This is a genomic window from Paenibacillus sp. USHLN196 (genome assembly GCF_037144955.1).
GTDB classification, from domain to species: Bacteria; Bacillota; Bacilli; order Paenibacillales; family Paenibacillaceae; genus Paenibacillus; species Paenibacillus xylanexedens_C.
Genome location: NZ_JBBCYH010000015.1, coordinates 63886 through 86698, shown reverse-complemented (window position 1 = coordinate 86698; position 22813 = coordinate 63886). Strand labels below are relative to the sequence as shown.

General features: G+C 47.4%; 16 protein-coding genes and 2 riboswitches. Of the genes, 12 read left to right on the top strand and 4 right to left on the bottom strand.

Annotated elements, in window-relative coordinates:
- Window positions 1-9: 9 nt before the first annotated feature.
- Both gcvPA and gcvT read right to left on the bottom strand, forming a co-directional pair.
- Complete coding sequence (gene gcvPA, locus WFI24_RS27940; RefSeq protein WP_336765206.1) at window positions 10-1365, bottom strand: aminomethyl-transferring glycine dehydrogenase subunit GcvPA; 1356 nt, start codon at window positions 1363-1365, stop codon at window positions 10-12.
- Window positions 1362-2498 carry a glycine cleavage system aminomethyltransferase GcvT gene (gcvT, locus tag WFI24_RS27935; protein ID WP_336765205.1) on the bottom strand — a complete coding sequence of 379 codons (1137 nt, stop codon included), beginning with the start codon at window positions 2496-2498 and terminating at the stop codon, window positions 1362-1364. The genes gcvPA and gcvT overlap by 4 nt, the downstream gene beginning before the upstream one ends.
- A gap of 215 nt (window positions 2499-2713) precedes the next feature.
- Window positions 2714-2815, bottom strand: a riboswitch (glycine riboswitch).
- Between the two features lie 3 nt (window positions 2816-2818).
- A riboswitch (glycine riboswitch) is annotated at window positions 2819-2941 on the bottom strand.
- Window positions 2942-3285: 344 nt separating this feature from the next.
- Here gcvT and gcvH point away from each other — a divergent pair.
- From gcvH to WFI24_RS27910, 5 genes are all read left to right on the top strand, one after another.
- Window positions 3286-3678 carry a glycine cleavage system protein GcvH gene (gene gcvH, locus WFI24_RS27930; RefSeq protein ID WP_336765203.1) on the top strand — a complete coding sequence of 131 codons (393 nt, stop codon included), beginning with the start codon at window positions 3286-3288 and terminating at the stop codon, window positions 3676-3678.
- 419 nt (window positions 3679-4097) lie between these two features.
- Window positions 4098-5552: a PTS mannitol transporter subunit IICB gene (locus tag WFI24_RS27925; RefSeq protein WP_336765202.1), complete on the top strand. Its 1455-nt coding sequence runs from the start codon at window positions 4098-4100 to the stop codon at window positions 5550-5552.
- Between the two features lie 38 nt (window positions 5553-5590).
- Entirely contained in the window at window positions 5591-7693 is a 2103-nt protein-coding gene (locus tag WFI24_RS27920) for a BglG family transcription antiterminator (RefSeq protein WP_336765201.1), read from the top strand.
- Window positions 7693-8127, top strand: a complete 435-nt coding sequence (locus WFI24_RS27915; RefSeq protein WP_336765286.1) for a PTS sugar transporter subunit IIA — start codon at window positions 7693-7695, stop codon at window positions 8125-8127. Before WFI24_RS27920 ends, WFI24_RS27915 begins: the two co-directional genes overlap by 1 nt.
- Complete coding sequence (locus tag WFI24_RS27910) at window positions 8124-9269, top strand: mannitol-1-phosphate 5-dehydrogenase (protein WP_336765200.1); 1146 nt, start codon at window positions 8124-8126, stop codon at window positions 9267-9269. Before WFI24_RS27915 ends, WFI24_RS27910 begins: the two co-directional genes overlap by 4 nt.
- Window positions 9270-9331: 62 nt before the next feature.
- Here the strand turns inward: WFI24_RS27910 and WFI24_RS27905 are convergent, their stop codons facing one another.
- A complete protein-coding gene (locus WFI24_RS27905) occupies window positions 9332-9583 on the bottom strand; it encodes a cysteine-rich CWC family protein (protein ID WP_145323921.1) in 252 nt (83 codons plus the stop codon).
- A 148-nt stretch (window positions 9584-9731) separates the two neighbouring features.
- A complete protein-coding gene (locus WFI24_RS27900) occupies window positions 9732-11735 on the bottom strand; it encodes an endonuclease MutS2 (RefSeq protein WP_336765199.1) in 2004 nt (667 codons plus the stop codon).
- Window positions 11736-12248: 513 nt separating this feature from the next.
- Here WFI24_RS27900 and WFI24_RS27895 point away from each other — a divergent pair.
- The 7 genes from WFI24_RS27895 (at window position 12249) to WFI24_RS27865 (ending at window position 22715) form a co-directional block, all read left to right on the top strand.
- On the top strand, window positions 12249-14585 hold the full coding sequence (locus WFI24_RS27895; protein ID WP_336765198.1) for an AraC family transcriptional regulator: 2337 nt from the start codon (window positions 12249-12251) through the stop codon (window positions 14583-14585).
- A gap of 282 nt (window positions 14586-14867) precedes the next feature.
- Window positions 14868-15821, top strand: a complete 954-nt coding sequence (locus WFI24_RS27890; protein WP_145323915.1) for an ABC transporter permease — start codon at window positions 14868-14870, stop codon at window positions 15819-15821.
- Window positions 15822-15864: 43 nt separating this feature from the next.
- Window positions 15865-16737 carry a carbohydrate ABC transporter permease gene (locus tag WFI24_RS27885; RefSeq protein WP_076212380.1) on the top strand — a complete coding sequence of 291 codons (873 nt, stop codon included), beginning with the start codon at window positions 15865-15867 and terminating at the stop codon, window positions 16735-16737.
- Window positions 16738-16799: 62 nt separating this feature from the next.
- Window positions 16800-18299 (top strand): extracellular solute-binding protein, encoded by a 1500-nt coding sequence (locus WFI24_RS27880; protein ID WP_336765197.1) that lies wholly within the window; start codon window positions 16800-16802, stop codon window positions 18297-18299.
- Window positions 18300-18323: 24 nt separating this feature from the next.
- Window positions 18324-19436, top strand: coding sequence for a glycoside hydrolase family 88/105 protein (locus WFI24_RS27875; protein WP_336765196.1), 1113 nt, complete (start codon window positions 18324-18326; stop codon window positions 19434-19436).
- Window positions 19437-19596: 160 nt separating this feature from the next.
- Complete coding sequence (locus WFI24_RS27870) at window positions 19597-21108, top strand: extracellular solute-binding protein (RefSeq protein WP_336765195.1); 1512 nt, start codon at window positions 19597-19599, stop codon at window positions 21106-21108.
- A gap of 347 nt (window positions 21109-21455) precedes the next feature.
- The gene (locus tag WFI24_RS27865) at window positions 21456-22715 is read left to right on the top strand and encodes an S-layer homology domain-containing protein (RefSeq protein ID WP_336765194.1); all 1260 of its coding nucleotides are present in this window, start codon (window positions 21456-21458) and stop codon (window positions 22713-22715) included.
- Window positions 22716-22813: the final 98 nt, after the last annotated feature.

Here is a 22813-nt window from a genome sequence, read left to right as displayed (position 1 = left end):
TTTCCTGAGTCACAGCGATCCCTCCAATGCTCGTGCGAATTCGTCAATCTCTTCCTTACTGCGTCGTTCGGTAACAGCAATCAGCATATGTCCGGCAAGCTCCGGATAATCACGTCCGAGTTCGTAGCCACCAATGAAGCCCTCATCCAGCAGTTTCAGCTGAAGTGCATCCACGTCTGTTCCTTCAGGAAGTTTAATCACAAACTCATTGAATGTTGGTGCATTAAACGTCAGGCTAACACCAGGAATCGCAGTTAATGTATTCAGGGTGTAATGGCTCTTTTGCAGATTTAGATCCGCTACATCGATCATTCCTTGTTTCCCCATGATGGACATATAGACAGATGCGCTGAGTGCAAGCAAAGCCTGGTTGGAACAGATGTTGGATGTCGCCTTTTCGCGGCGGATATGCTGTTCACGTGCTTGCAATGTCAGTACAAAACCGCGCTTGCCGTTGCGATCCGTGGTCTGTCCTACAATTCGGCCAGGAATTCGGCGCATATGAGGCTGGGATACGGCGAAATATCCACATGTCGGGCCGCCGAGTGAAGCGGCGATACCGAGGGGCTGCGCATCGCCTACTACGATGTCGGCACCCAGCTTGCCTGGAGCTTCCAGCAGACCCAGCGATAGCGGGTTAGCACTTACGACGAGCAGGCCCTTGTGCGCATGTACGAGGTCGGCAGCCTGCTTCACATTTTCCACAGCACCGAAGAAGTTCGGACTCTGGATCATGACAGCAGCGGTATCGTCCGATATGGCGGCTTGCAGGGCATCCCAATCAGTGACGCCATCCTTATAACCAATCTCGACAATCTCCAGACTCAATCCGTGCGCATACGCCTGCAATACCTGACGGGCTTCCGGATGAACGGTACGGGATACGATGAGCTGTTTGCGACGAGTTGCCGCTGCGGCCAGGTTTCCTGCTTCGGCAAAGGCAGTTGCACCGTCATACATACTGGCATTGGCCACAGCCATACCGGTTAATTCACAAATGTAGGATTGAAATTCGAAAATGGCCTGTAGTTCACCTTGGCTGATCTCAGGCTGATAAGGTGTGTAGGCGGTGTAGAACTCGGAACGGGAAATGACATGATTAATGACGGAAGGAACATGATGATCATATATACCTGCGCCGAGGAAACTGGCGTGTGTTTCGAAATTGGCGTTGGCGCCAGCCTGTTTGGACATATGACGTGTCAGCGCATATTCATCAAGTTTGGAGGATACGGGCAGCTCGCCCTGATAACGAATCTCCTGCGGAATGTCCTGAAACAGATCCTCCAGCGTATCCACACCGATGGTTGCGAGCATGGCGCTCTGATCATGCTCAGTCATGGGAATGTAACGGTGCTTGCTCATGCTTGATCAGCTCCTTGAGTAGGTGTCTTCGACGTACGTGTCCGTTTATGAAAAGGGGTCTTCACAACCTCGGCTTTTAGTTTCTTGCCGCGGATCTCAATCTCAAGCGGGGTTCCCAGCCCAGCGTATTTGCTGTCGATGAGGGCAAGCCCCAGATTACGCTTCAATGTAGGTGATTGCGTGCCGGTTGTCACTTCACCAATCTGTACGCCTTCGGCGTAAATTGGATAGTGGGGGCGAGGAATACCACGCTCCAGCACTTCGATGCCGACCAGTTTGCGGGCGAGCCCGTCAGTTTTCTGCTGTAACAAGGCTTCGTGTCCGATAAAAGGTCCAGCGTTCAGCTTCACAAACATGCCAACGCCAGCCTCAAGCGGAGAGATGGTTGCCGACAATTCCTGTCCATACAGTGGTAACCTTGCTTCAAAGCGCAGTGTATCCCGAGCACCGAGGCCTGCTGGTACCAGTCCGTGACCTTCTCCGGCCTGCATTAGTCCATTCCAGACCGCAGCGGCTTGGTCCGCAGATACATATAGTTCAAATCCATCTTCACCGGTATAACCGGTACGGGACAACAGCAATGTTACTCCACATACTTCGGCATCCTGTACAAAACGGAACGGTTCAATCGTGGATACATCCGTATCTGTAACTTTTTCAATAATGTCTACAGCTAGTGGACCTTGCAGGGCGAGCAACGCCGTCTGCTCCGAATCGTTGGTCATGCTTACGCCAGGGATCAGGTGCTCTTGCAGCCATGCCCAATCCTTGTCGATGTTGGAGGCGTTAACCACGAGCATATAGTGCTGATCTTCCAGCTTATACACGAGCAGATCATCCACCACACCGCCATCCGGATAACACATGAGGGTGTACTGAGCTTGACCGGGAACCAGCGTGGTCACATCATTAGTTGTCATTTGTTGCAAAAATGCTTCAGCCTGCTCACCCTGTACTGTGAATTCGCCCATATGGGATACATCGAACAGTCCAGCGCGCTCGCGTACGGCTTCATGTTCTTTCTGGATTCCGCTAAATTGTACCGGAAGTTCCCAGCCTCCAAAATCAATGCACCGTACGCCTTCGTATTGCTGATACAGTGGGAAGAGTGGTGTTCTAAGCAAATCGGACATCAAATCACCTCGTCATGGGCCGTCAGCCGGCCGGATATACAATCGTGGATCAATGAACCAGGTATTTTTAAATTTTCAGCTAGATAATTTCATCACATAAGTATGGTAAGGCAGCTATGACAGCGCCGATCTGAATCCTGTTTTTCGTTTTTTGGGAAAAAGGAAAAGGACAGGCCAAAGAATCGGCATGCCAAGTAGCACGCTGTATTCTAAGGCTCTGTCCCTTGTACCTGAGAGTTACCCCGCCGCGGTTGTGCAGCAGGTTTCCCCTTGGGTGATCATAACGCCCGCACAGGGCGAATAGATGCTCTCCAGAGTTGCGTCCCGTAAAAGTCCTTTTGCCTGAGAGATTCACCCCCGCTTATCGGTGGTTTACTCCTTCGGCGTTACCTCATGTGCATCCCGAATCGGGTGTCACGGGTAATCTCTCCCTTTACATTCATCCGCGGGTATAACATAGTCCAATAAACACATTTACTCCTCTCATTAAAACGTGAATCCACTACTGATGTCAAGAACGATATCATAGATAATGATTAAAAACCGAATGTTTAATTTATATTCACTATTATTGTTCGTGTATCCAAAAAGACTACGCTTACTATTCTAATATTCACCAGTATATGAAAAAAAGAGTGTAATCCGGTTACAGGATTTAGAGGTTTTCAGCAAATAAATTGTGAGGTATCTTGACATTTGATTCAAAAATATCATACGCTATGTTCTGGGAAAAAGGTTAAGGTCAAAGAACGCATGCACTCATTAATGAAAAGCGAGGCGGATATCGATGAGCGAATTGAAAAGTGATTTCCTGTACAGTGAAGAGCACGAATGGGTGCAAACCGTAGGGGAGGATACTGTACGTATTGGCATTACCGAGTTCGCGCAGCATCAGCTGGGTGACATTGTGTTTGTGGAATTGCCTGACCTTGAATCCAATGTAAAAGCCGAAGATAGCATTGGAACGATCGAATCGGTCAAAACGGTGTCGGACTTGTTTTCTCCAGTCACTGGTTCAATCATTGCGGTGAATGATTCGTTGCAGAACTCACCTGAACTGGTAAACAGCTCTCCTTACGAGGAAGGCTGGATGATCGAGATTCGTGTTGAGGGAGATCTGTCTGCAGCATTGTCCACATTGATGAATGCAGATGCGTATCGCAAACATACGGAAGAATAGTTTTAACAAACTTGTACTTATTAACATATATTTTATAACCAAATGAAATGAGCTTCATATTGTTCGACCTGTGTGAGCCTGATAGCTTACACAGGTTTTTTGTGCTTTCCAACAATGGTTTTGAATGTGGATTGAAGCAGATTGTGGATGTAAATCACCTGATTGGACCAAGCTATAGGTTAGAAAATGATTCTGGAAATGATAAAAGTCATAGGCAAGAAAAGCCTTATGTACCAATGAGTTCAGCCATTATGCATAGATAAAAACGATTACATAACCTAATGTTGTCATCATTGTTCATGACGAAAGTACGCTTTCATTTCATTGAACAGGAGAGCATTCTCGCTTAGGATTACAGCAGGGGAGAAATGATACCCCTTTCATAAATCATAATCACTTGATCCAAGGAGGATAATACAATGAGTAATTTGGACCAATCGTCCAATTCCAAAGGTGGGCTACGGGTAGGGGTTCAGCGCTTCGGCCGATTCCTGAGTGGTATGGTCATGCCGAATATGGGCGCATTTATCGCCTGGGGATTAATTACGGCTCTGTTCATTCCAACAGGCTGGTTCCCTAACGAGACGCTTGCCCAGCTAGTAGATCCGATGATCAAATATTTGCTGCCACTGTTAATCGGTTACACCGGGGGTACGATGGTGCATGGCCAGCGTGGTGGTGTCGTGGGTGCCATTATGACCATTGGGGTCATCGTGGGTAGCGATATTCCGATGTTCCTCGGGGCCATGATCGCCGGACCTCTGGCAGCATGGATCATCAAAAAATTCGATAAATCGATCGAAGGTAAAATTAGAGCCGGATTTGAAATGCTGGTTAACAACTTCTCAGCTGGTATTATTGGCGGAATCTTGGGCATTTTTGCGCTACTGGGCATCGGGCCTGCTGTAGAAGCAATTAGCAAAGTATTGTCTGCCGGGGTGCAAGGCTTAATGAATCTGGGCTTGCTGCCGCTGGTTAACCTGATTATCGAACCGGGTAAAGTATTGTTCCTAAACAATGCAATTAACCACGGTATTCTTACGCCTATTGCAACAGATCAAGCAAGAGAATTAGGGCAATCCGTATTATACATGCTTGAATCCAACCCGGGTCCGGGACTTGGTATCTTGCTTGCTTACTGCTTCTTCGGACGCGGAATGGCCAAATCTTCTGCACCAGGTGCCGTTATCATTCATTTCTTCGGGGGAATTCATGAGATCTACTTCCCTTACATTCTGATGAGACCGATTCTGATTCTTGCCGCAATTGCGGGTGGCGTCGCAGGTACATTAACATTCATGCTTACAGGCGCAGGGCTTGTCTCAGCACCATCACCGGGTAGTATTATCGCGTATTTCCTTTTAACACCAAGAGGTGGATATCTCCCAATGCTCGCAGGGGTTCTTGTAGCAGCGGTCGTTTCCTTCCTTGTGGCAGCATTGTTGCTGAAAACGGGTAAACAAAAGGACGAAGATCTGGAGTCCGCATCCAGTCGGATGAAAGACATGAAGAGTCAAGGAACCGTGCCAAACGCTGGCATTACGGCTAATCAACGTGAAGCAGACAGAGTTGCGGATACGGCCTTTTCTACAGTGAAAACAGATGTGAAGAAGATCGTCTTCTCCTGTGATGCAGGTATGGGATCGAGTGCCATGGGCGCTTCCATTCTACGCAAGAAGATGAAGGCTGAGGGGATTGACGTTACGGTGACCAATACGGCCATCAGTGATATCCCGCCGGATGCAGATGTGGTGATCACACAACAAGTATTAACGGATCGTGCCCGCTCTGTGGCGCCGAATGCAGAACATATATCCATCGACAACTTCCTGAAAAGCCCGGAATATGATGCGCTCGTTGAACGTCTGAAGTAATTGCACGCATTCGTTTTCCCTGAGCCGGAGGCTGAGATATGAGTATTACCAAAAGACAACGTGAAATCGTGGAGTTTCTGCTGGAGCATCCACATGAAGTCACTGCCGGCGAAATCGCCGTTGAAGTAAAAGTCAGTACCCGAACGGTTCATCGCGAGCTTCAAATGATTGAACAATGGCTTGAACCTTTGGGCATGAGACTGGAAAAAAAATCAGGAACCGGTATTCGAATTGATTCCGGTTCGGATGATCTGACTGCATTGCGACAGCAACTGGAGGGTAAAGAATATGTAGAGTTTACGCCAGAAGAGCGTAAGCTCTTCATGCTTTGCATCCTGCTTGATGAGTCGGAGCCTGTGAAGTTGCTTGCTCTTGCTTCGGATCTGAAAGTGACTGTGTCCACGGTAACCACTGATCTGGACGATCTGGAGTCACGGATTCTTCAGGCCGGACTGAAGCTGGTTCGCAGGCGTGGATATGGTGTCAAAATTAACGGAAGTGAGACGTTTCATCGCACAGCCATTGCTGCACTTGCCCTCGAATTTCTGGATGAGTCTGATCTGTTCGGAAGACAGCCAGAACAAGGAGGCTCCATCGTAAACCAAAAACTGCTGGATATGATTGGACATGGTGATGTGCTAAAGGTCGAAAATGCGTTATGGCAGCCGGATATCGAATGGCTGGAGAACATCCCGGAACGGCAATACATGAAGCTGCTGATTCAATTATCCGTAGCAGTTGTACGTATTCGTAAAGGCTTTGGCATTGGCCGTATATCTCCCCGGGAGAAGAAGGGAGATGAAATTGCAGAGCAGGGTGAGATAAAGGTTTCACCTTATCTGGCTTCCCGCTTGTGCAGTGTTCTATCCACCCAGCTGGGGCTGACATTCTCCCAAGATGAGCAGGCTTATTTTCACAGACTACTAATTGAGACAGAACAACGCATTCACTCTTCACGGCTGTTGCCTATAGACGACTTGATTTTACTGGACAGGGTACATTCACTGATTGATCAGATGCAGGATAGAACTCATTATGCCTTTCATGAGGATCGTTTGCTTCGTGAGGGTCTGATTGGTCATATGCAACCTGTAATGGAGCGAATTGAAGAACAGCAGATCATTCGTAATCCGTTGCTGCAGCAGATTCGCAAGGATTATGATTCACTCTTCGAAGATGTCAAAAAATCCGTGCATCAAGCTTGGCCGAGTGTGGAAGTTCCGGATGAGGAAATTGGTTTCTTGGTCATGCATTTTGGAGCTTCCATTGAGAGGTTGCGTGCATTGAAACGGGAAATCAGGGCGATCATTGTGTGTACAAGCGGAATCGGATCATCACGTATGCTTTCCAGTCGACTGACGAAGGAGATTCCCGAGATTCGGATCATGGACAGCGTGTCCTGGTATGAAGCTACGCGAATCCCTACAGATGAATATGACCTGGTGTTATCCACTGTCGATCTGCCGATGGATGAGCATCAGTATTACAAAGTGAGCCCACTGCTCACGGCAGAAGAGAGTGAGCGGCTGCGTCATTTTATCAGAACAACAACGTTACAACGCCAGCAGCATAACAAGCCGCTTGAAACAGAGATTCAGACGACAAGTCGTTACTCGAACCCTGACGGAATGGAAGCTCTTCTGGTTGAAATCGTTCGGATTATTGGAAAGTTTCAGGTGTACCCGCTGGATAACCAGGATATCGGTTTCTATAAGACCGTGTATGCGATGTGCAACGTACTCCATGGATCTGGTGTGTTGAAGGAACCGGAGGAGATTGCGAAACGGTTGGAGGCACGTGAAGCGGTGGGGAGTCAGAAGATTCCCGGCACAAGACTTGCGCTGTTTCATACACGCAGTGAGGGTATCTACAGGCCGTCTATCAGCCTATTTCAGCTCACTGAGCCACTCCTTCGTACACCGGATGATCCGGCAGGAGTTACCCATATCCTCTTGATGCTCGGTCCCAGAGAATTATCCAAGGAAAGCCTGGAGGTTCTCAGTGAGATTAGTGCACTGTTATTGCAGGAAGAAATGATTGCATTGCTGGAGAAGGGAATCAGGGATGAACTCATTCATTACCTTTCCCAGGAACTGGTTGGATTTTACCGCAGTAAAACCGAAATTGGAGGCCAAAAATGATGAGTATGTTAACAACAGATAAAGTCATCTTGAATGCAACGGCTCAGGACAAATATGAAGCGATTCGTATGGCAGGACAGATTCTGAAGGATGCGGGACATATTACTGCTGATTACATTGAGAAGATGATTGAACGCGAAGAGATTGTCTCGACCTATGTAGGGAACGGACTTGCGATCCCGCACGGTACGAAGGAATCCAAAGCTTTCATTTTATCCACAGGTATCTCTGTCATTCAGTATCCACAAGGTGTTGATTTTGGCGAAGAAAAAGCCTATATGGTCATTGGTATCGCGGCTCAAGGCGGGGAACATATGGAGATCTTGACTAGCATTGCGGTGATCTGTGCTGAGGATGAGAATATGGAGGCCCTGCGTCTGGCGAAAACAGCCGAAGAAGTTATCGCTATTCTGGAAAGTGAAATGGAACTATGAAGGCTCTACACTTTGGCGCAGGTAACATTGGACGTGGGTTCATTGGATTGATTCTCTCCCGTGCAGGGTATGAAGTGATTTTCTCTGACGTGAATCAGACCTTGGTAACCGCTCTTCAGGAACGGGGACAGTACACGGTGGAACTGGCTAACGAGAGCAAGGATCAGGAGACCGTTACAGGCGTAAATGCAATCGATGGAACCCAGCTGGAGACGGTTGCCCAAACGGTTGTAGAAGCTGATCTGATTACAACCGCAGTGGGTGTGGGCGTGTTAAAACATATTGCACCAGGGATTGCAAAGGGACTTGAGAAAAGACTGAATTCCGGTCCTGCTCAAAACCCTCTTCACATTATTGCTTGCGAGAACGCCATTGGAGCCAGCACACAATTGAAAGAGCATGTATATGCTCTGCTTGATGAAAAAGTACGTTCCCTTGCAGATCAGTATGTTTATTTTCCAGATTCAGCCGTAGACCGGATAGTGCCTATCCAGCATCATGAAGATCCGTTGCATGTACAGGTTGAGCCTTTTTACGAGTGGGTAGTTGATCGCTCCCAGATGGCTCCTGCATTCAAACCGGTTGAGGGCATTGTATATGTCGATGATCTGGAGCCGTATATTGAACGGAAGCTGTTCACTGTAAATACAGGGCATTGTGTTGCAGCGTATATCGGTAATGTGCATGGGTATGACACGATTCAGAAGGCTATTGCCGACGAAAAGGTAAAATCCATTGTATACGGCGCTTTGCAAGAAACCGGGGCTATTCTGGTGAAACGGTTTGGATTTAATCCTGATGAGCATGAGCAGTATATTGTCAAAATACTGGGACGGTTCGTCAACCCGTATCTCACCGATGAGGTCACTCGTGTGGGTCGTTCCCCGCTGCGTAAGCTGTCTCCGAATGATCGTCTGGTTCGCCCGGCTCTTCAGGCCTATGCGGATGGAACTGAAACGACCTATCTGGCTATGGGCATGGCAGCTGCCTGCAAATTCGATGTCTCCGATGATCCGGAAGCAGTTGAATTGCAGGAGATGATCCGCCAGAAGGGGATTGCGGCTGCACTGCATCATTATACGTCCATGGATGAGCATCATCCGGTGCTTCAACAGGCTGTTGCCCAGTATAATCAAATGTAAGAGCAGTGGTAGCGAAGCTAACAGTCTAGATAATGCATAATAGAAGAAGAGCCATACAGTTGTTAACTGTGTGGCTCTTCTTTTTGTTGGAGTTTATCGGCATAGTCATCCAAACAGCGTTGACATATACACGATTTTCGGCGCTGCTCTGGCGGAATGCGGTCAAACACACCCTCGGGGAAAGTAGCCCGGTTACACCAGCATTCCGAATGAGGATGCCCTGCGGCATAGGAACAGCGATTAGCTTCCCCGCATAATGGGCAGACAAGAACATCGATATGGATGCGCTCTTGATCGTCTTGTTCTACAGACATTCGGTTCTTCCCTCCCTGTGGAATAGCTGCGAGTTGAAGACGAACACACTGATCTCAGTATAACAGAACTGTGCTGGTGATTATGGAATTCACTGTGCTTAAATGTACATATGAATTCCATTTCACTGTATCTGTTTTTTCCACTTGGCTATTCTTCAGGCGGTAATTCGATCTGTAGGCCTTCCACATGCTTGCGTCCCATTAGTTTACGCTTCTTGCGGTTTTCTTTTGTCTCAAACACGATGTCCAGATCGTAGTCGTCGCCCGGATAAAGTTCATCAGCAGATATATGCAGGGTCAGGCGTTTTTTATGGATTTTGACCTTACGCCCTCTCAGCATGACTCCGATATTTCCCCGGCTATCCTCCACATCACAGACGATGCCGGACTGATTGAGATAGGCCGCATACACCCGATCCCCTTTGCGAAAAGGTTTGGCAGGGGCAGGAGAACCTGACGCTCTGGTTGTTGTCTTTTTGTGGGAACTGGCGGAATCCTTTGATTGGTTAGACGTATTCCGCTTGGACAACTCTGCTGGGTCGCTTGCTTCTGTAACGGGACGATCAGGCTTTAGGACCGGAGTTTCCAAAGGAGGTGACGTAAACACGAATGTACGATCTCTCGAGCTACTTTGATCCGACAGAGACTTGGAACGCTCGATAATACGCTGTGGCATGCCTAGCTTCAATGCAATGGAATAGGCGTAACTTTCGCCGGCTTCACCGATACGCAATCGATAAAGCGGCTGGAGAGATAAGGTATCAAATTCCATACGGGCATTTTCAAATCCTGGGGTGGCAGCTGCAAAATGTTTGATCTCACCAAAATGCGTTGTCGCCACAACGGTTGCTCCGCGGCTGTGAAGTTCCTCCAGCATGGCGATAGAAAGTCCAACACCTTCACCGGGATCTGTGCCAGAAGCCATCTCATCAATGAGCACCAGAGTCGAAGTATTGGCCTGTTCCAGTATGCCGATCATATTGCGAATGTGTGCAGAGAATGTACTGAGTGCTTGTTCCATACTCTGTCCGTCACCAATATCGACCGCTACCTCGTTATAAACAGCCATCTCGCCACCTTCCTCCACCGGAATAAGCAAACCGGATTGCATCATCAGGGTGAGCAAACCTAGCGTTTTGAGTGCGACCGTTTTACCACCGGTATTCGGGCCGGTAATAATGAGCGACGAGTACGTTTTGCCGATGGCAAAATCAAGTGGAACCATGGAAGAACCCATGAAGGGATGACGTGCACGTTGCAGGCTGATGTGGCCCTGTCTATTGACTTGAACGGTACGTCCGTCCATGGTGGCCGCATATTTTGCTTTGGCAAACAGGAAGTCCAGCACGCCTACCGTTTCGGTATTCAGGGCGATTTCACGGCTGTACGATTCGGCCAGGGAGGTTAAATTACCGAGAACTCTCATCTCCTCTCGGGACTCCTCCGCTTGCAGAGCGGCCAATTCCATCTGCAGACTTACTAACTCAACAGGTTCAATATATACGGTTTGCCCGCTCCCGGATTCATCCAGCACACTGCCTTTCACCTGTTTGCGGAACTCTTTCTTAATGGGCAGAACCGTTCTTCCTCCGCGTTGACTGATGACATGTTCCTGCATAATGGAGCGATGTTTGCTTACCAGAGAATCAAGCTTTCGTTTCATTCGCTCCTCATTTACGGTCATTTTTTTACGAATTCGAATCAGTTCCTTGCTTGCCTGATCCTGAATGCGTCCACTATGGATGCAACGCTCGATCTCACTCAGCAAAGGTTCGATCATAATCATGGATGCTGCATAACGACTGACGGTGGGAGCGGCCCCAGATTTACCCTCCATGTATTTCATAAGTTGTGCACAGCTCCGCAGGAACTGTCCGAGATGACTGAAGTCACGTTCACTGAATAGATAACCGGTACCGAGCAGATCCATAATGGTTTCCATTCCATCCAGTGAAGGGAGGGGGATACTGGCGCCAAAACGAATCAATGCAGCCGCTTCGGCAGTTTCCTCCAGGCGAATCTGAATCAGGTGAGCGTCAACCATTGGTTTCAGTTCTCTGGCATAACGCTTGCCCAGATAAGAAAGGGCGCAGTCTGCAACGTTTTTTTGAATTTGTGGATAGCCCAAACTGTGTAATGTGTTTTCATTCATGCGTAATCTCTCCTTGGATTTTTCAAATGGAATTTCAGTTAAAGCGGTAAAACGTATTCCTGAAAACGCAAAAAGGGCGGAGAATGAACAAACGTCATTCTCCGCCCTAAACGTATGGGAAAGCAGAGTCCACTACAGGTCTATATTAAAAAATCCGCGCTGAACACAGCGCGGAAATAGACCCGGACAACTACAATCCCGGAGGCGATTTATGATATCCGCTGTTCTTAACTAAGTACAGGGATCTGGCGCATCATGAAATACACGTATGCCATAAGGGCACAAGCGCAATGAAAGGCCAAACTCCTGAATATGAAACTTGGTTAGTTAAGAACATTCACCGACATTAAAAATCTCTCCTTTGATTGAGGAATATGCAACCAATATAAACTGAAAATTGGTTTGAAGTCAACCTTTAGAATAAATGAGTGGACTTGAATAAGAATGGGTTTTAAAATAACAATAGTAAAATAATCCAATGAAAGCGATTTTATGAGAAGGAGGATGCTCTTCTTGCCTAAATATTTATTGCGTTTGCTTTGCTTTACCCTGATCCTCGGAGCCCTTCCGGTTATTGTTATTGGTTCCGTATCGTATACGATTGCTTCGCGTGACATTGAACAGAAAGTGCGTGAGAGTAATCTTCAGATATTGCATCAGACCCAAATGCGGGTAGAGCAAGTACTACGCAGTCTGCAATTGTCATCCATCCAGTATGTGAATTCGCCTTTGGTATTACAAGCGATGAAGAAACCACTGGACAGTAGCGAATTCCAGGAGATTCGTGATCTGACATCCGGCTTTAACAACTTGCAAGCGGTTACGAACATTGACCAAGCCTATCTGGTTAATCTGGACGAAGATTGGGTCGTGTCGATGCGTTCTTTTGGCAAATTGGATGATTTTAGTATACGAGACCGGATTGGTTCGTATCTCACCTATACCAATAGCCTGTTCTGGGTCACCCAGAATGCCAGTTCAGCCAAAGAAAGTGTACCCGTATCAGCTGGCATGGGTGAACTCACACCTGAACAGGCGCCTACGCTTATATCATCTGATAATGTGGTCAGCATGGTATTCAAGATTCCGATGGTACCCACCAATGTGAAACCCAAAGGTTTTCTGGTTATCGATATTGCCGATACGGAGCTAAGTACATTTCTGAGTCGCAATCCGAATTCAGGTGACCTGTACGTCTTGGACAGGGATCAGAAATATTTTTTGAATGATACAAGTCAAGGTGCGAAATATGACGCTTTAAATAAGGAGATCCATGAGATTGTCCAGACGACGGGGGAGCCAGAGGGATTCTTCAGTGCGGAGGTCGAGGGTAACCAGGTCGCGGTCAGTTATAGACAGTCTCCGCTCAATGGTTGGTTGTACGTATCTGTCGTATCTCTAGGGCAGATCACGGCCCAGTCGCAGAAAATTGCCCTGGTTACCGGCGTTGCTACACTGGTGATGTTATGTGTAACGGGACTTGTCGCCATATACGGCAGTCGGCGGATGTATTCACCGATCTCGAGATTGTTGCAGTTTACAAAGGGACTGGATGCTCCAGTGGCTCCGTCAGGACGTCGTCAGGATGAATTTATCTATATCGAGGAACAGTTGTCAACGTTGTTCAGTTCAGAGAAAACGATGCGTGAGCAGATGAAGGGGCAGCATGTGCACCTTCAGGAGTTTTTTATGACCAAACTGCTAACAGGCAAAATCTCGGAAGAAGATTTCAGATATCAGGGAGAATTGTATGAATTTCCGACGGGGTGGGCCAGTCTTGGTGTGCTTATGCTCCAGATCGATACATTGGAAGGGACCAGATATGAGGAACAGGATCGTGACCTGCTGCTGTTTGCTGTCAACAATATGGTAGGTGAGCTTCTTCCTTCGTCAGTTCGGTTCACCCCCGTTATGTTGGATGATGCTCAGGTCACCGTACTTGCTTCCGAACTGACGGATGAGGTGAAACTGAAGGAATGGATGCATACTCAAGCAGACTGGATTCGGGAACGTGTCGTGACTTATCTGAATCTGCCTGTAAGCATCGGCATCAGTCGTTCATATTCCTGCATTGGAGATACCCCAAGAGCGGTTCAGGAGAGTCGAGAGGCTCTGCAAGGCCGGGTAAGTCTGGGCAGCCGTATAATTTTGCATTACGAGGATATTCAGCCGCGTGGTCAGATGGAGGCCGCATTGTATACCCAACTGCGCATGATTGAAGATCAGCTCGCTTCTGCCCTCAAGCAAGGAGATGAGGAGAAGACGGATGCGTACTTCAAGCAATATTTGGGACTGCTTGCAGACAAGAAGCTTCATTTCAGTGAATACCCCGTCATTATGGTTCAGTTATTGTCTCGTGTATATCAGCTTGTGCAGGAGCAAGGTGGAGATGTGGCTGAAGTATTGGGTGAAAAAGCATCCATGGCACATTTGCTGAAGTTGTCCACGTTGGATGAAATGACCAATTGGTTCCGCAAGCGGCTGTTCCTGCCCGTCATCCGTTTCTGGCGAGAACAGGAAGAATCCCAATACATGAACATTGCAAGGCGCATGATTCGATTAATCGAGGAACGTTATGATCGTGAATTGTCGCTGGAGGCCTGTGCCGCAGAGCTTAATTTCCATCCTGTCTACCTAAGTCGGGTATTCAAGAAGGAAGCTGGAGTTAATTTTACTGAATATCTCGCAGAGTACCGTATGGAAAAAGCTAAAACATGGCTGCAAACGACGAATCTTAAAATATCGGAGATTGCCGAGAAATTAAACTATACCAATCCAACCGCATTTATCCGTACGTTTCGCAAAATTACAGGAACGACCCCCGGCAAATACCGGGAGCAGCAGCGATAAAACAAACCTGCTCTGCCTGCCATGGCAGGCAGGCTTTTTCATGTCCGGATGAAGGAAGTAGGCCGATTCAAACCATGGAGTTAAGACAGGAATATTGAGGTTGAAAGCAGTTCATTACGCCTTTTAATTCTGTGACAAAAATGGCCAGATCCCTTGCTGCACAAGGGAAAACAAGAGGCTAAAAGGAGACGATAGCCAGTCATTCGTTTATCCGCCACAATGAAGACATGAATTCAGGAAGTGATATTTTGTAATCGTTTCCAATGTGGGGAGGAAGACAATATGAAAGCCGAAACGGCGGCTCGAACACGGCCCGCTACCCGCAGTGACAAAAACCTGCTGTGGAGGGACATTATCAAAAACCGGTGGCTGTATATCATGTTAATACCGGGTGTGCTTTACTTTGTTATTTTCAAATACATACCCATGTATGGCATCACGATGGCTTTTCAGGATTACACCCCTTACAAGGGCATCTTGGGGAGTGAATGGGTAGGCTTCAAACATTTCCAGCGTTTCTTCGGAGAACCGCAGTTCTGGACATTATTTCGGAATACGTTTTTACTAGCCATTTATAACATCGTGTTCTTTTTCCCACTGCCGATTGTATTGGCACTCATGATGAATGAGGTTCGGCGTGAACGCTTCAAACGATTTGTACAAACGCTAGTCTATGTTCCACACTTTGTTTCATGGGTTGTTGTTGTCGGTGTGTTCTACATGTTGTTTACAACCGAGGGCGGCGCCATTAACGAATTGCTCTATAATCTGACGGGGCAAAAGGTGGCTTTCTTGCTTGAACCGGGATGGTTCCGAACCATGATCGTCGGACAATCCATCTGGAAAGAGGTTGGTTGGGGCACGATTATCTTCCTGGCGGCCCTTTCCGGTGTAGATACACAGCTCTATGAAGCTGCACGGATTGACGGTGCCAATCGCTGGCGTCAAACCTGGCATATTACGTTGCCTGCCATTCGCAGTACCATCGTCATTTTGCTCATTCTGCGTCTGGGTAATTTCCTGGATACAGGCTTTGAACAGATCTTCCTGATGCTGACTCCGACGAACCGGGATGTGGGCGAGGTATTCGATACCTACGTGTACACGAAGGGTCTTACCCAGGCACAGTACAGTTATAGTGCTGCTGTCGGGTTGTTCAAATCGGTTGTCGGGCTGGCGCTTGTCCTTGGTGCCAATACGATGGCCAAAAAATTCGGGGAGGAAGGCGTCTACTAACCCTCGGGTGCAGACGTTCTTCACCAGACAGGAGTGAACATTGATGCAACAGGATAAAACGTGGGGCAACCGGATCTTTGATATTCTCAATCATGGCTTGCTGCTGTTGATTGGAATCGTGACGGTCATCCCGTTCATTTATATTTTGGCCGTCTCGTTTACCAGTCCGCATGAAGTGGCTAAGGGAGGATTTATTCTTTTTCCCAAAGAGTTCTCGCTGGCTGCGTACCGTTACATTTTCTCTACAGATACCTTGATTCGCAGTCTGGGCGTATCGATCTATATTACGGTGATTGGTACCTTCATTAACCTGCTGTTTACGTCACTTATGGCTTATCCGCTCTCCAGAAGATATTTGCGTGGACGCCAGCCCATTTTGCTGGGTGTATTGTTCACGATGCTCTTCAGTGGCGGGATGATTCCAACCTACTTTGTCGTGAAATCCTTGCACCTGACGGATACGTTATGGTCACTGATGTTACCTACCGCTATTAGTGCATTTAACTTGATCGTACTCAAAAACTTCTTCCAGGCCATTCCCGACGAATTGGAGGATGCAGCCAAAATTGATGGATGTAACGATGTCAGCGTATTGTTCCGGATTGTATTACCGTTGTCCATGCCAGCGATGGCGACATTTTCACTCTTTTATGCGGTGGCCCACTGGAACAGTTTCTTCAGCGCTGTTATCTATATCAACGATAGTGAGAAGTGGCCTGTCCAGGTCTGGCTGCGTGAGATTGTCATTCTGGCACAGAGCCGAATCGGAGACACGAGTATTGAAGAGACCGAGATCCAGCCGCTTACCATTCGCATGGCGGTTATCGTATTCTCCACGATCCCGATTATGCTGGTATACCCATTCCTGCAAAAGCACTTTGCCAAAGGAGTGATGCTGGGTTCGGTGAAAGGTTGAGTCGGCAGATGGTTCAAAGTCAGTTCAGTATGACTGCATAAAAAAAGGGAGGTTTTCATGTTATGAAAGCAACAAAAAAGAAAGCCGTAGCTGTCTTGAGCACACTGGCACTGGTGACAGGTTTGCTGGCAGGATGCGGATCAGACGAGGGTCAGGCTGCCGAGGGCGGCGTACAAAATGTGTCCATAGCTATTGCACAGGTGGGTGATGTGCCAAGCAAAGGCAATGAAGTTCAGCAAAAGATTGAAGCGTATACCAATACCAAACTGGATATCCAGTGGATTCCGGCTTCGGCCTACAATGACAAAATTAACGTGATGATCGCTTCAAGCGATATGCCGAAAATTGTGAAGGTGCAATATAATCCCACGGTGACCAGCGCAATGCGTAATGACGTGTTCTGGGAAGTGGGACCTTTGCTGAAAGATTACAAAAATCTGTCGGCACAGAACGAGCGTTTCTTTGACAATATCAAGGTAGAGGGCAAAATCTATGGGGTTCCCGTATTCTCGGATATTGCGCGGGCTACAGTGATCTATCGTAAGGACTGGTTCGAGAAGCTGAATCTGAAGGTGCCAACGACACCGGATGAATGGTATGAAACGATCAAAACACTGGCAGCCTCCGATCCGGATGGAGATGGGCAGGATAATACGTTTGGACTGATGCTTTTCAAAAAATACAATGAGGACCAATATTCCTTCACGACTCGCCTTGGCGTAAGTTTTGGTGCACCTAACAAATGGAAGGTCGAGGATGATGGCAGCTTCACGCCGGAATTCATGACACCGGAATATATGCAGGTGCTGGATCTGCTGAAACGTTTGTATGACGAGAAACTGCTGAACCAGGACTTTGCCGTATTCGACTCTACAGAAGCGGAGAAAAAGTATGATTCCGGTGTTGTCGGTATGCGTGTTGGTGTTGCTCAGAACGGAAAAAGTCAGCAAGAGCGTCTGTCCAAAAACAATCCGGATGGTGTGGTCGACATCGCTGGTTTGCTTGGACCGAACGGAGATCGTGTTGCAGGACAGACGGGTAACTCCGGAATTCTGGCATTCCCTAAATCAACGGTAAAATCGGAAGAAGAACTCAAGGATCTGCTCTCCTTCCTCGATAAATTGATGGACCCTGAGATGGCTACCCTGTTGATGCGTGGTATGGAAGACAAACATCACACCAAAGTGGGCGAAGATCAGGTGGAGATGAGTGACTTCGATGCATTCCAGCGTGAAGTGAAGCCTTACCGTGATAACCTTCCTTATGTCGAAGGATATAACGTACCGAAATTGAAGGATACTGAACTGGGTGAAAAAGGTACGACACTTGCCAAGGAACTGGCGGAGCACGCTGTGCCAAACCCTGCGCTGACGTTATATTCTCCAACGTATGGTGACCGTGGGGCGGATCTGGATCAGATGATTGCCGATGCGCAGACCAAATACATCATGGGCAAGATCGATCAAAGTGGCTGGGAAAAGGAAATCGAGAATTGGGGCAATGCTGGTGGAAACAAGATTCGTGAGGAATATGCCGAAGATTACAAAAAACAGGCTCAATAAAGAGCCGGAAGCGGAGGCTTGATCATGAAGGAAACATTACAATTCACATCGGTGCGCATGGCACAGCAGTTCATGGAAAGTTATCGCAACCATGAGTTGTACTCCACTTGGCATTACGAGAACGGCTGCTTCCTGAAAGCACTGGAGGAGCTGTACACGCACACGGGGGAACAGAAGTATTTTGACTACATCCGTGAGCTGATGGATCATTTCGTTCAGGAAGATGGCTCCATTCGCTCCTATACGATCGAGGAATATAATCTGGATCAGATTAATCAGGGGAAGTCGCTATTCCTGTTGCTCGAGAAAACAGGGGAAGAGAAATACCGCAAAGCCGCGGAGTTGCTTATAACTCAGCTTAAGGGACAGCCACACACGAGTGAAGGCGGGTTCTGGCACAAGAAGATTTACCCCTTCCAGATGTGGCTGGATGGGTTGTACATGGCGACTCCGTACCTGACCCAGTATGGCGCAGTGACAGGCGAAGAGAAGTGGTTCGACAAGGCGGCTCTACAGCTCTTGCTGGTGGAACAGCGCACGCGTGATCCACGTAGCGGTCTCTTGTACCATGCCTGGGATGAGAGCAAAGAGCAACGCTGGAGTTCCGGAGAAACGGGATGTTCTCCACATGTGTGGAGCCGGGCAATGGGCTGGTATGTGATGGCGGTTGTGGACACATTGGATTACCTGCCGGTAGATCATCCGCAGCGCGGACAAATTGTGGGCATCTTCGAACGGGTGGCGAATGCGCTTGTACATGTGCAGGATCAACAGACGGGACTATGGCCACATCTGTTAGATCAGCCGGGACGTGAGCGGAACTATCTGGAAGCTTCCGGTACTTCAATGTTTGTCTATGCATTGGCCAAAGGTGTGCGTAAAGGATATCTGAGTGGCAAGTTCAAAGCGGTTGCGGAAAAAGGATATCAGGGCCTGCTGCAGCATCTGCTGCAAACGGATCGTGAAGGCGTACTGTCCCTGACGCAGTGTAACGGCGGAGCCGGCCTCGGAGGAAGCCCGTATCGTGATGGGTCATACGAGTATTATGTTACCGAGTCCATTCGAATCAATGATCCGAAATCGGTTGCTCCGTTCATTTTGGCAGGAGTGGAGATTGAACTTTACAAGTCCAACTAACATGTACATGAGAACGGAGAGGGCAGAAATAACTTGAGGAAGCGAAGCGTTCCCCTTTTTTAGAAGGGAATCAAAAAATCTGGGGATAACAGCGATCGGAAGGTTGTTCTGTCATCGGAGTGATCTGTGTACATAACCTTATCCAAAGGAGAGATGGTTCATGAGTCCAAAAGGTCCAATGTCCCGTTTAGGCGGAATCGTTGTAATTGGTGCAATGTCCGCTGGGCTGCTTGCAGGTTGCGGGGGAGAGAAAGCACCTGCTGCAGGGGAAGGTAAACTTCCCATTTCCATCTCTTTAATGCAGGTAGGTGATATACCCGCCAAGGAGAACGGGATTGAACAGAAGATTGAAGAATACACGAATACGGATGTCAACGTACAGTGGATTCCGCAGTCTGCTTTTGATGATAAAGTGAACGTTATGGTTGCTTCAGGCGAGATGCCTACCATTATGCGTGTGAATTATGTGCCGACAACGTTTAATGCTGCCAAAACGGGACTGTTCTGGGAACTGGGGCCGTACCTGAAGGATTATAAGAACCTGTCTGCCCAATCCGAGGCTTATTTTAACAATATCAAAATTGAAGGGAAGGTCTACGGCATTCCCAACTTCAGGGATATTGGACGGACCGCTATCGTGTATCGTAAGGACTGGTTTGATACGTTAAAGCTGGATATACCCAAAACACTGGATGATTGGTATGAAGTGATGCGCTCCATTCGCAAGGATGATCCGGACGGGAATGGCAAAGAGGATACGTATGGTGCATTGTTATTCAAAAAATATAACGAAGGTGTCTCGTCCCCTCTGACTCGGATCGCTGTAAGTATCGGTGGCGTTAATAAATGGGGAGTGGATGATGCCGGGAAATTGACCCCGGAGTTCCTGACCACTGAATATGTGGATACGATGAAGCTCTTCAAGCGTCTGTTTAGCGAGGGACTGATTAACAGTGATTTCCCAGCTCTTGATCCTTCCGATGCCGACAAAAAAATGGATTCAGGCCTGGTTGGCATGAAGCTTAACGGTGTGGCTCAGAACGGAAAGTCGTCTCAGCAGCGGCTTACACCTAACGCTCCAGATGGAGAGATTGACGTGGCTCCGTTCCAGGGAACCGATGGCATTCGAATCGCCGGGGAGCCAGGGAACTACGGAATGTTGGTCATCCCGAAGGCCTCCGTACCGGATGAGGAGCAATTGAAGCAGGTTCTCACATTCCTGGATCAGTTAATGGATGAGGAATTGAGTACGTTGCAGCTCCGTGGATTGCTTGATGTGCACTACACCAAGACTGCGGATGGCAAAACCGAACTTAAGGATTTTGACGCCTATCAGCGTGAAGTGAAGCCATATCGTGATAACCTGTTAAGTATTGAAGGGTATAACGTAGCTGAACTGGTCGATGTTCCGATCGGCATGAAAGGAACGAAAATGGCACGTGAGAATGAGCAGTACGCCATTGCCAATCCGGCACTCACCTTGTCTTCGGCAATCTATACCGAGCGTGGTCAGGAGCTGGATCAGATGATATGGGATGCGCAGACCAAGTACATTATGGGTAAAATCGATGATGCTGGTTGGGAGCAGGAAATAGCGAGTTGGAGAAAAGCCGGTGGTGATCAATTGATCACGGAACTCGAAGCATCCTACAAGGAGCTCAACGGAAAATAAAGAGCTCTTGAGTAAAAAAGTGGTTGATTAAATGGAATGATATGGTTTATTCTAGGAGTAGATTATTTTTCCAATATCATAAGAAAGACCCCAACCTTAAAGCATAAGGCTATGAATCTGCGGATTCATGGCCTTTTTTTGTGTTTTGTGCAATGCAGTGGGTCTATGGGAGGAGGGTTGCACACCTTGAAGTGATGGGGATGGACGAAAAATAATACCAATAGCCTAGTACAACATGGTAGAATATTGATTATTATGGCAAATTTAGGTTTTGGTTATGAAGAGAAGTAATCTAGGCTGACCAAGCAAAGCACCCCCATACTAAGGTACATAGGAGCGTGAGTAGATTGAAGAAGCAGATTAAAGGACACGAGAAGAAGAAAAAACGGAACGTGTGGATTGTCGGGTTGTTAACGACAGCTGTATTGGCAGGGACTTTACTACCTGTTGGACCTGGACATTTGACGTCAACAGTGGATGCTGCATCGGGAACAAGCGACACTGCCCTTAGCAAGTTCAAGGATATCAAGGGCCACTGGGCTCAAGCAACGATTGCCAAAGCTTATGAAAAAAAATTAATCTCTGGTTACCAGGACGGAACGTTTCGTCCCAATGGCAAAATCACACGTGGGGAATATGCAACCATACTTGCCCGTGCGACTGGATTAGAGAAGGTAGAGGGGCAAAATCCGTTTTCCGATCTCAAGGGACATTGGTCTGAAGCAGCGGTTAGCCAGCTTGTGGGACAAGGATTCATTAACGCTGGTGATTATGCCAAAGGGTTCAATCCGAATGCAGAACTGACGCGTTACGAGATGATGAAATGGATTGCCAATGGATTGATCAAGTCCGGGAGCAGTTTTCAGGATGCTTTTAACGATACGGAAAACACACTGCTTCCCACACCCGAAGTGAACCGGGGTACCATTCGTGCCGAGCAGATTCCGTATCTTGCTCTCGTTCGTGGGACGGGCATTGTGGGTGGATTTCAGGATGGCACATTGAAACCAGCAGATTCCACCACTCGTGCGGAAGTGTCAGCCATTTTGCTACGTTATATGGACGTGGAGGGCACGGATGCCGGGAAGTATAGTGACCTGAATGAGATGAGAGAGGTCGGCACGACAGGGACGAATTTAACGACCATTAGTAATTATAAATATAGTTCAGGTTCGGTCATGATATCTGATTTATCGAAAGGGAATATCAATTTAAGTAATAAATCGGGTGTATTAAAAATTCATCGTTTTATCGTTGTAGACGCTACTCAAAATAAGCCGAAGGGTATTTACGCGAAGCTTTTTCTTCCGGATAAGTACGCAAGTGGCTCCTATAGAACTTTTGCAGATGTGTCATTTACATCTAACTTAGAAACCTCGAATTTAATTACATTTAACCAGGGGCTTTCGGATTCGTTAATACAATTCAATCGTCTTGATTTAGACTTGGCTAAGAAACAAAGTAATGTGACAATTCCTATGGACTCAGGTGAGCTTATAAAAAAAGGATTACAGAAAAGATTTTGGACTACATCGACTTTAAGGAATCAATCTTGGTCTTATTTTTTGAAATCAGATACAGAAGGAGAATTTAAAATTCAAAAGTAGCCTTATCAGGATGGTGAGCAAGTTGTAATGAAAAAGCTTAAATATTTTTCTGCTATTATTTTAGTGAGTATATTTATTTTACAAATTTTATTATTGTT

Coding starts and splice junctions, on each gene's coding strand:
- gcvPA (WP_336765206.1), bottom strand. CDS start 1,365: ATGAGCAAGCACCGTTACATTCCCATGACTGAGCATGATCAGAGCGCC.
- gcvT (WP_336765205.1), bottom strand. CDS start 2,498: ATGTCCGATTTGCTTAGAACACCACTCTTCCCACTGTATCAGCAATAC.
- gcvH (WP_336765203.1), top strand. CDS start 3,286: ATGAGCGAATTGAAAAGTGATTTCCTGTACAGTGAAGAGCACGAATGG.
- WFI24_RS27925 (WP_336765202.1), top strand. CDS start 4,098: ATGAGTAATTTGGACCAATCGTCCAATTCCAAAGGTGGGCTACGGGTA.
- WFI24_RS27920 (WP_336765201.1), top strand. CDS start 5,591: ATGAGTATTACCAAAAGACAACGTGAAATCGTGGAGTTTCTGCTGGAG.
- WFI24_RS27915 (WP_336765286.1), top strand. CDS start 7,693: ATGAGTATGTTAACAACAGATAAAGTCATCTTGAATGCAACGGCTCAG.
- WFI24_RS27910 (WP_336765200.1), top strand. CDS start 8,124: ATGAAGGCTCTACACTTTGGCGCAGGTAACATTGGACGTGGGTTCATT.
- WFI24_RS27905 (WP_145323921.1), bottom strand. CDS start 9,583: ATGTCTGTAGAACAAGACGATCAAGAGCGCATCCATATCGATGTTCTT.
- WFI24_RS27900 (WP_336765199.1), bottom strand. CDS start 11,735: ATGAATGAAAACACATTACACAGTTTGGGCTATCCACAAATTCAAAAA.
- WFI24_RS27890 (WP_145323915.1), top strand. CDS start 14,868: ATGAAAGCCGAAACGGCGGCTCGAACACGGCCCGCTACCCGCAGTGAC.
- WFI24_RS27885 (WP_076212380.1), top strand. CDS start 15,865: ATGCAACAGGATAAAACGTGGGGCAACCGGATCTTTGATATTCTCAAT.
- WFI24_RS27880 (WP_336765197.1), top strand. CDS start 16,800: ATGAAAGCAACAAAAAAGAAAGCCGTAGCTGTCTTGAGCACACTGGCA.
- WFI24_RS27875 (WP_336765196.1), top strand. CDS start 18,324: ATGAAGGAAACATTACAATTCACATCGGTGCGCATGGCACAGCAGTTC.
- WFI24_RS27870 (WP_336765195.1), top strand. CDS start 19,597: ATGAGTCCAAAAGGTCCAATGTCCCGTTTAGGCGGAATCGTTGTAATT.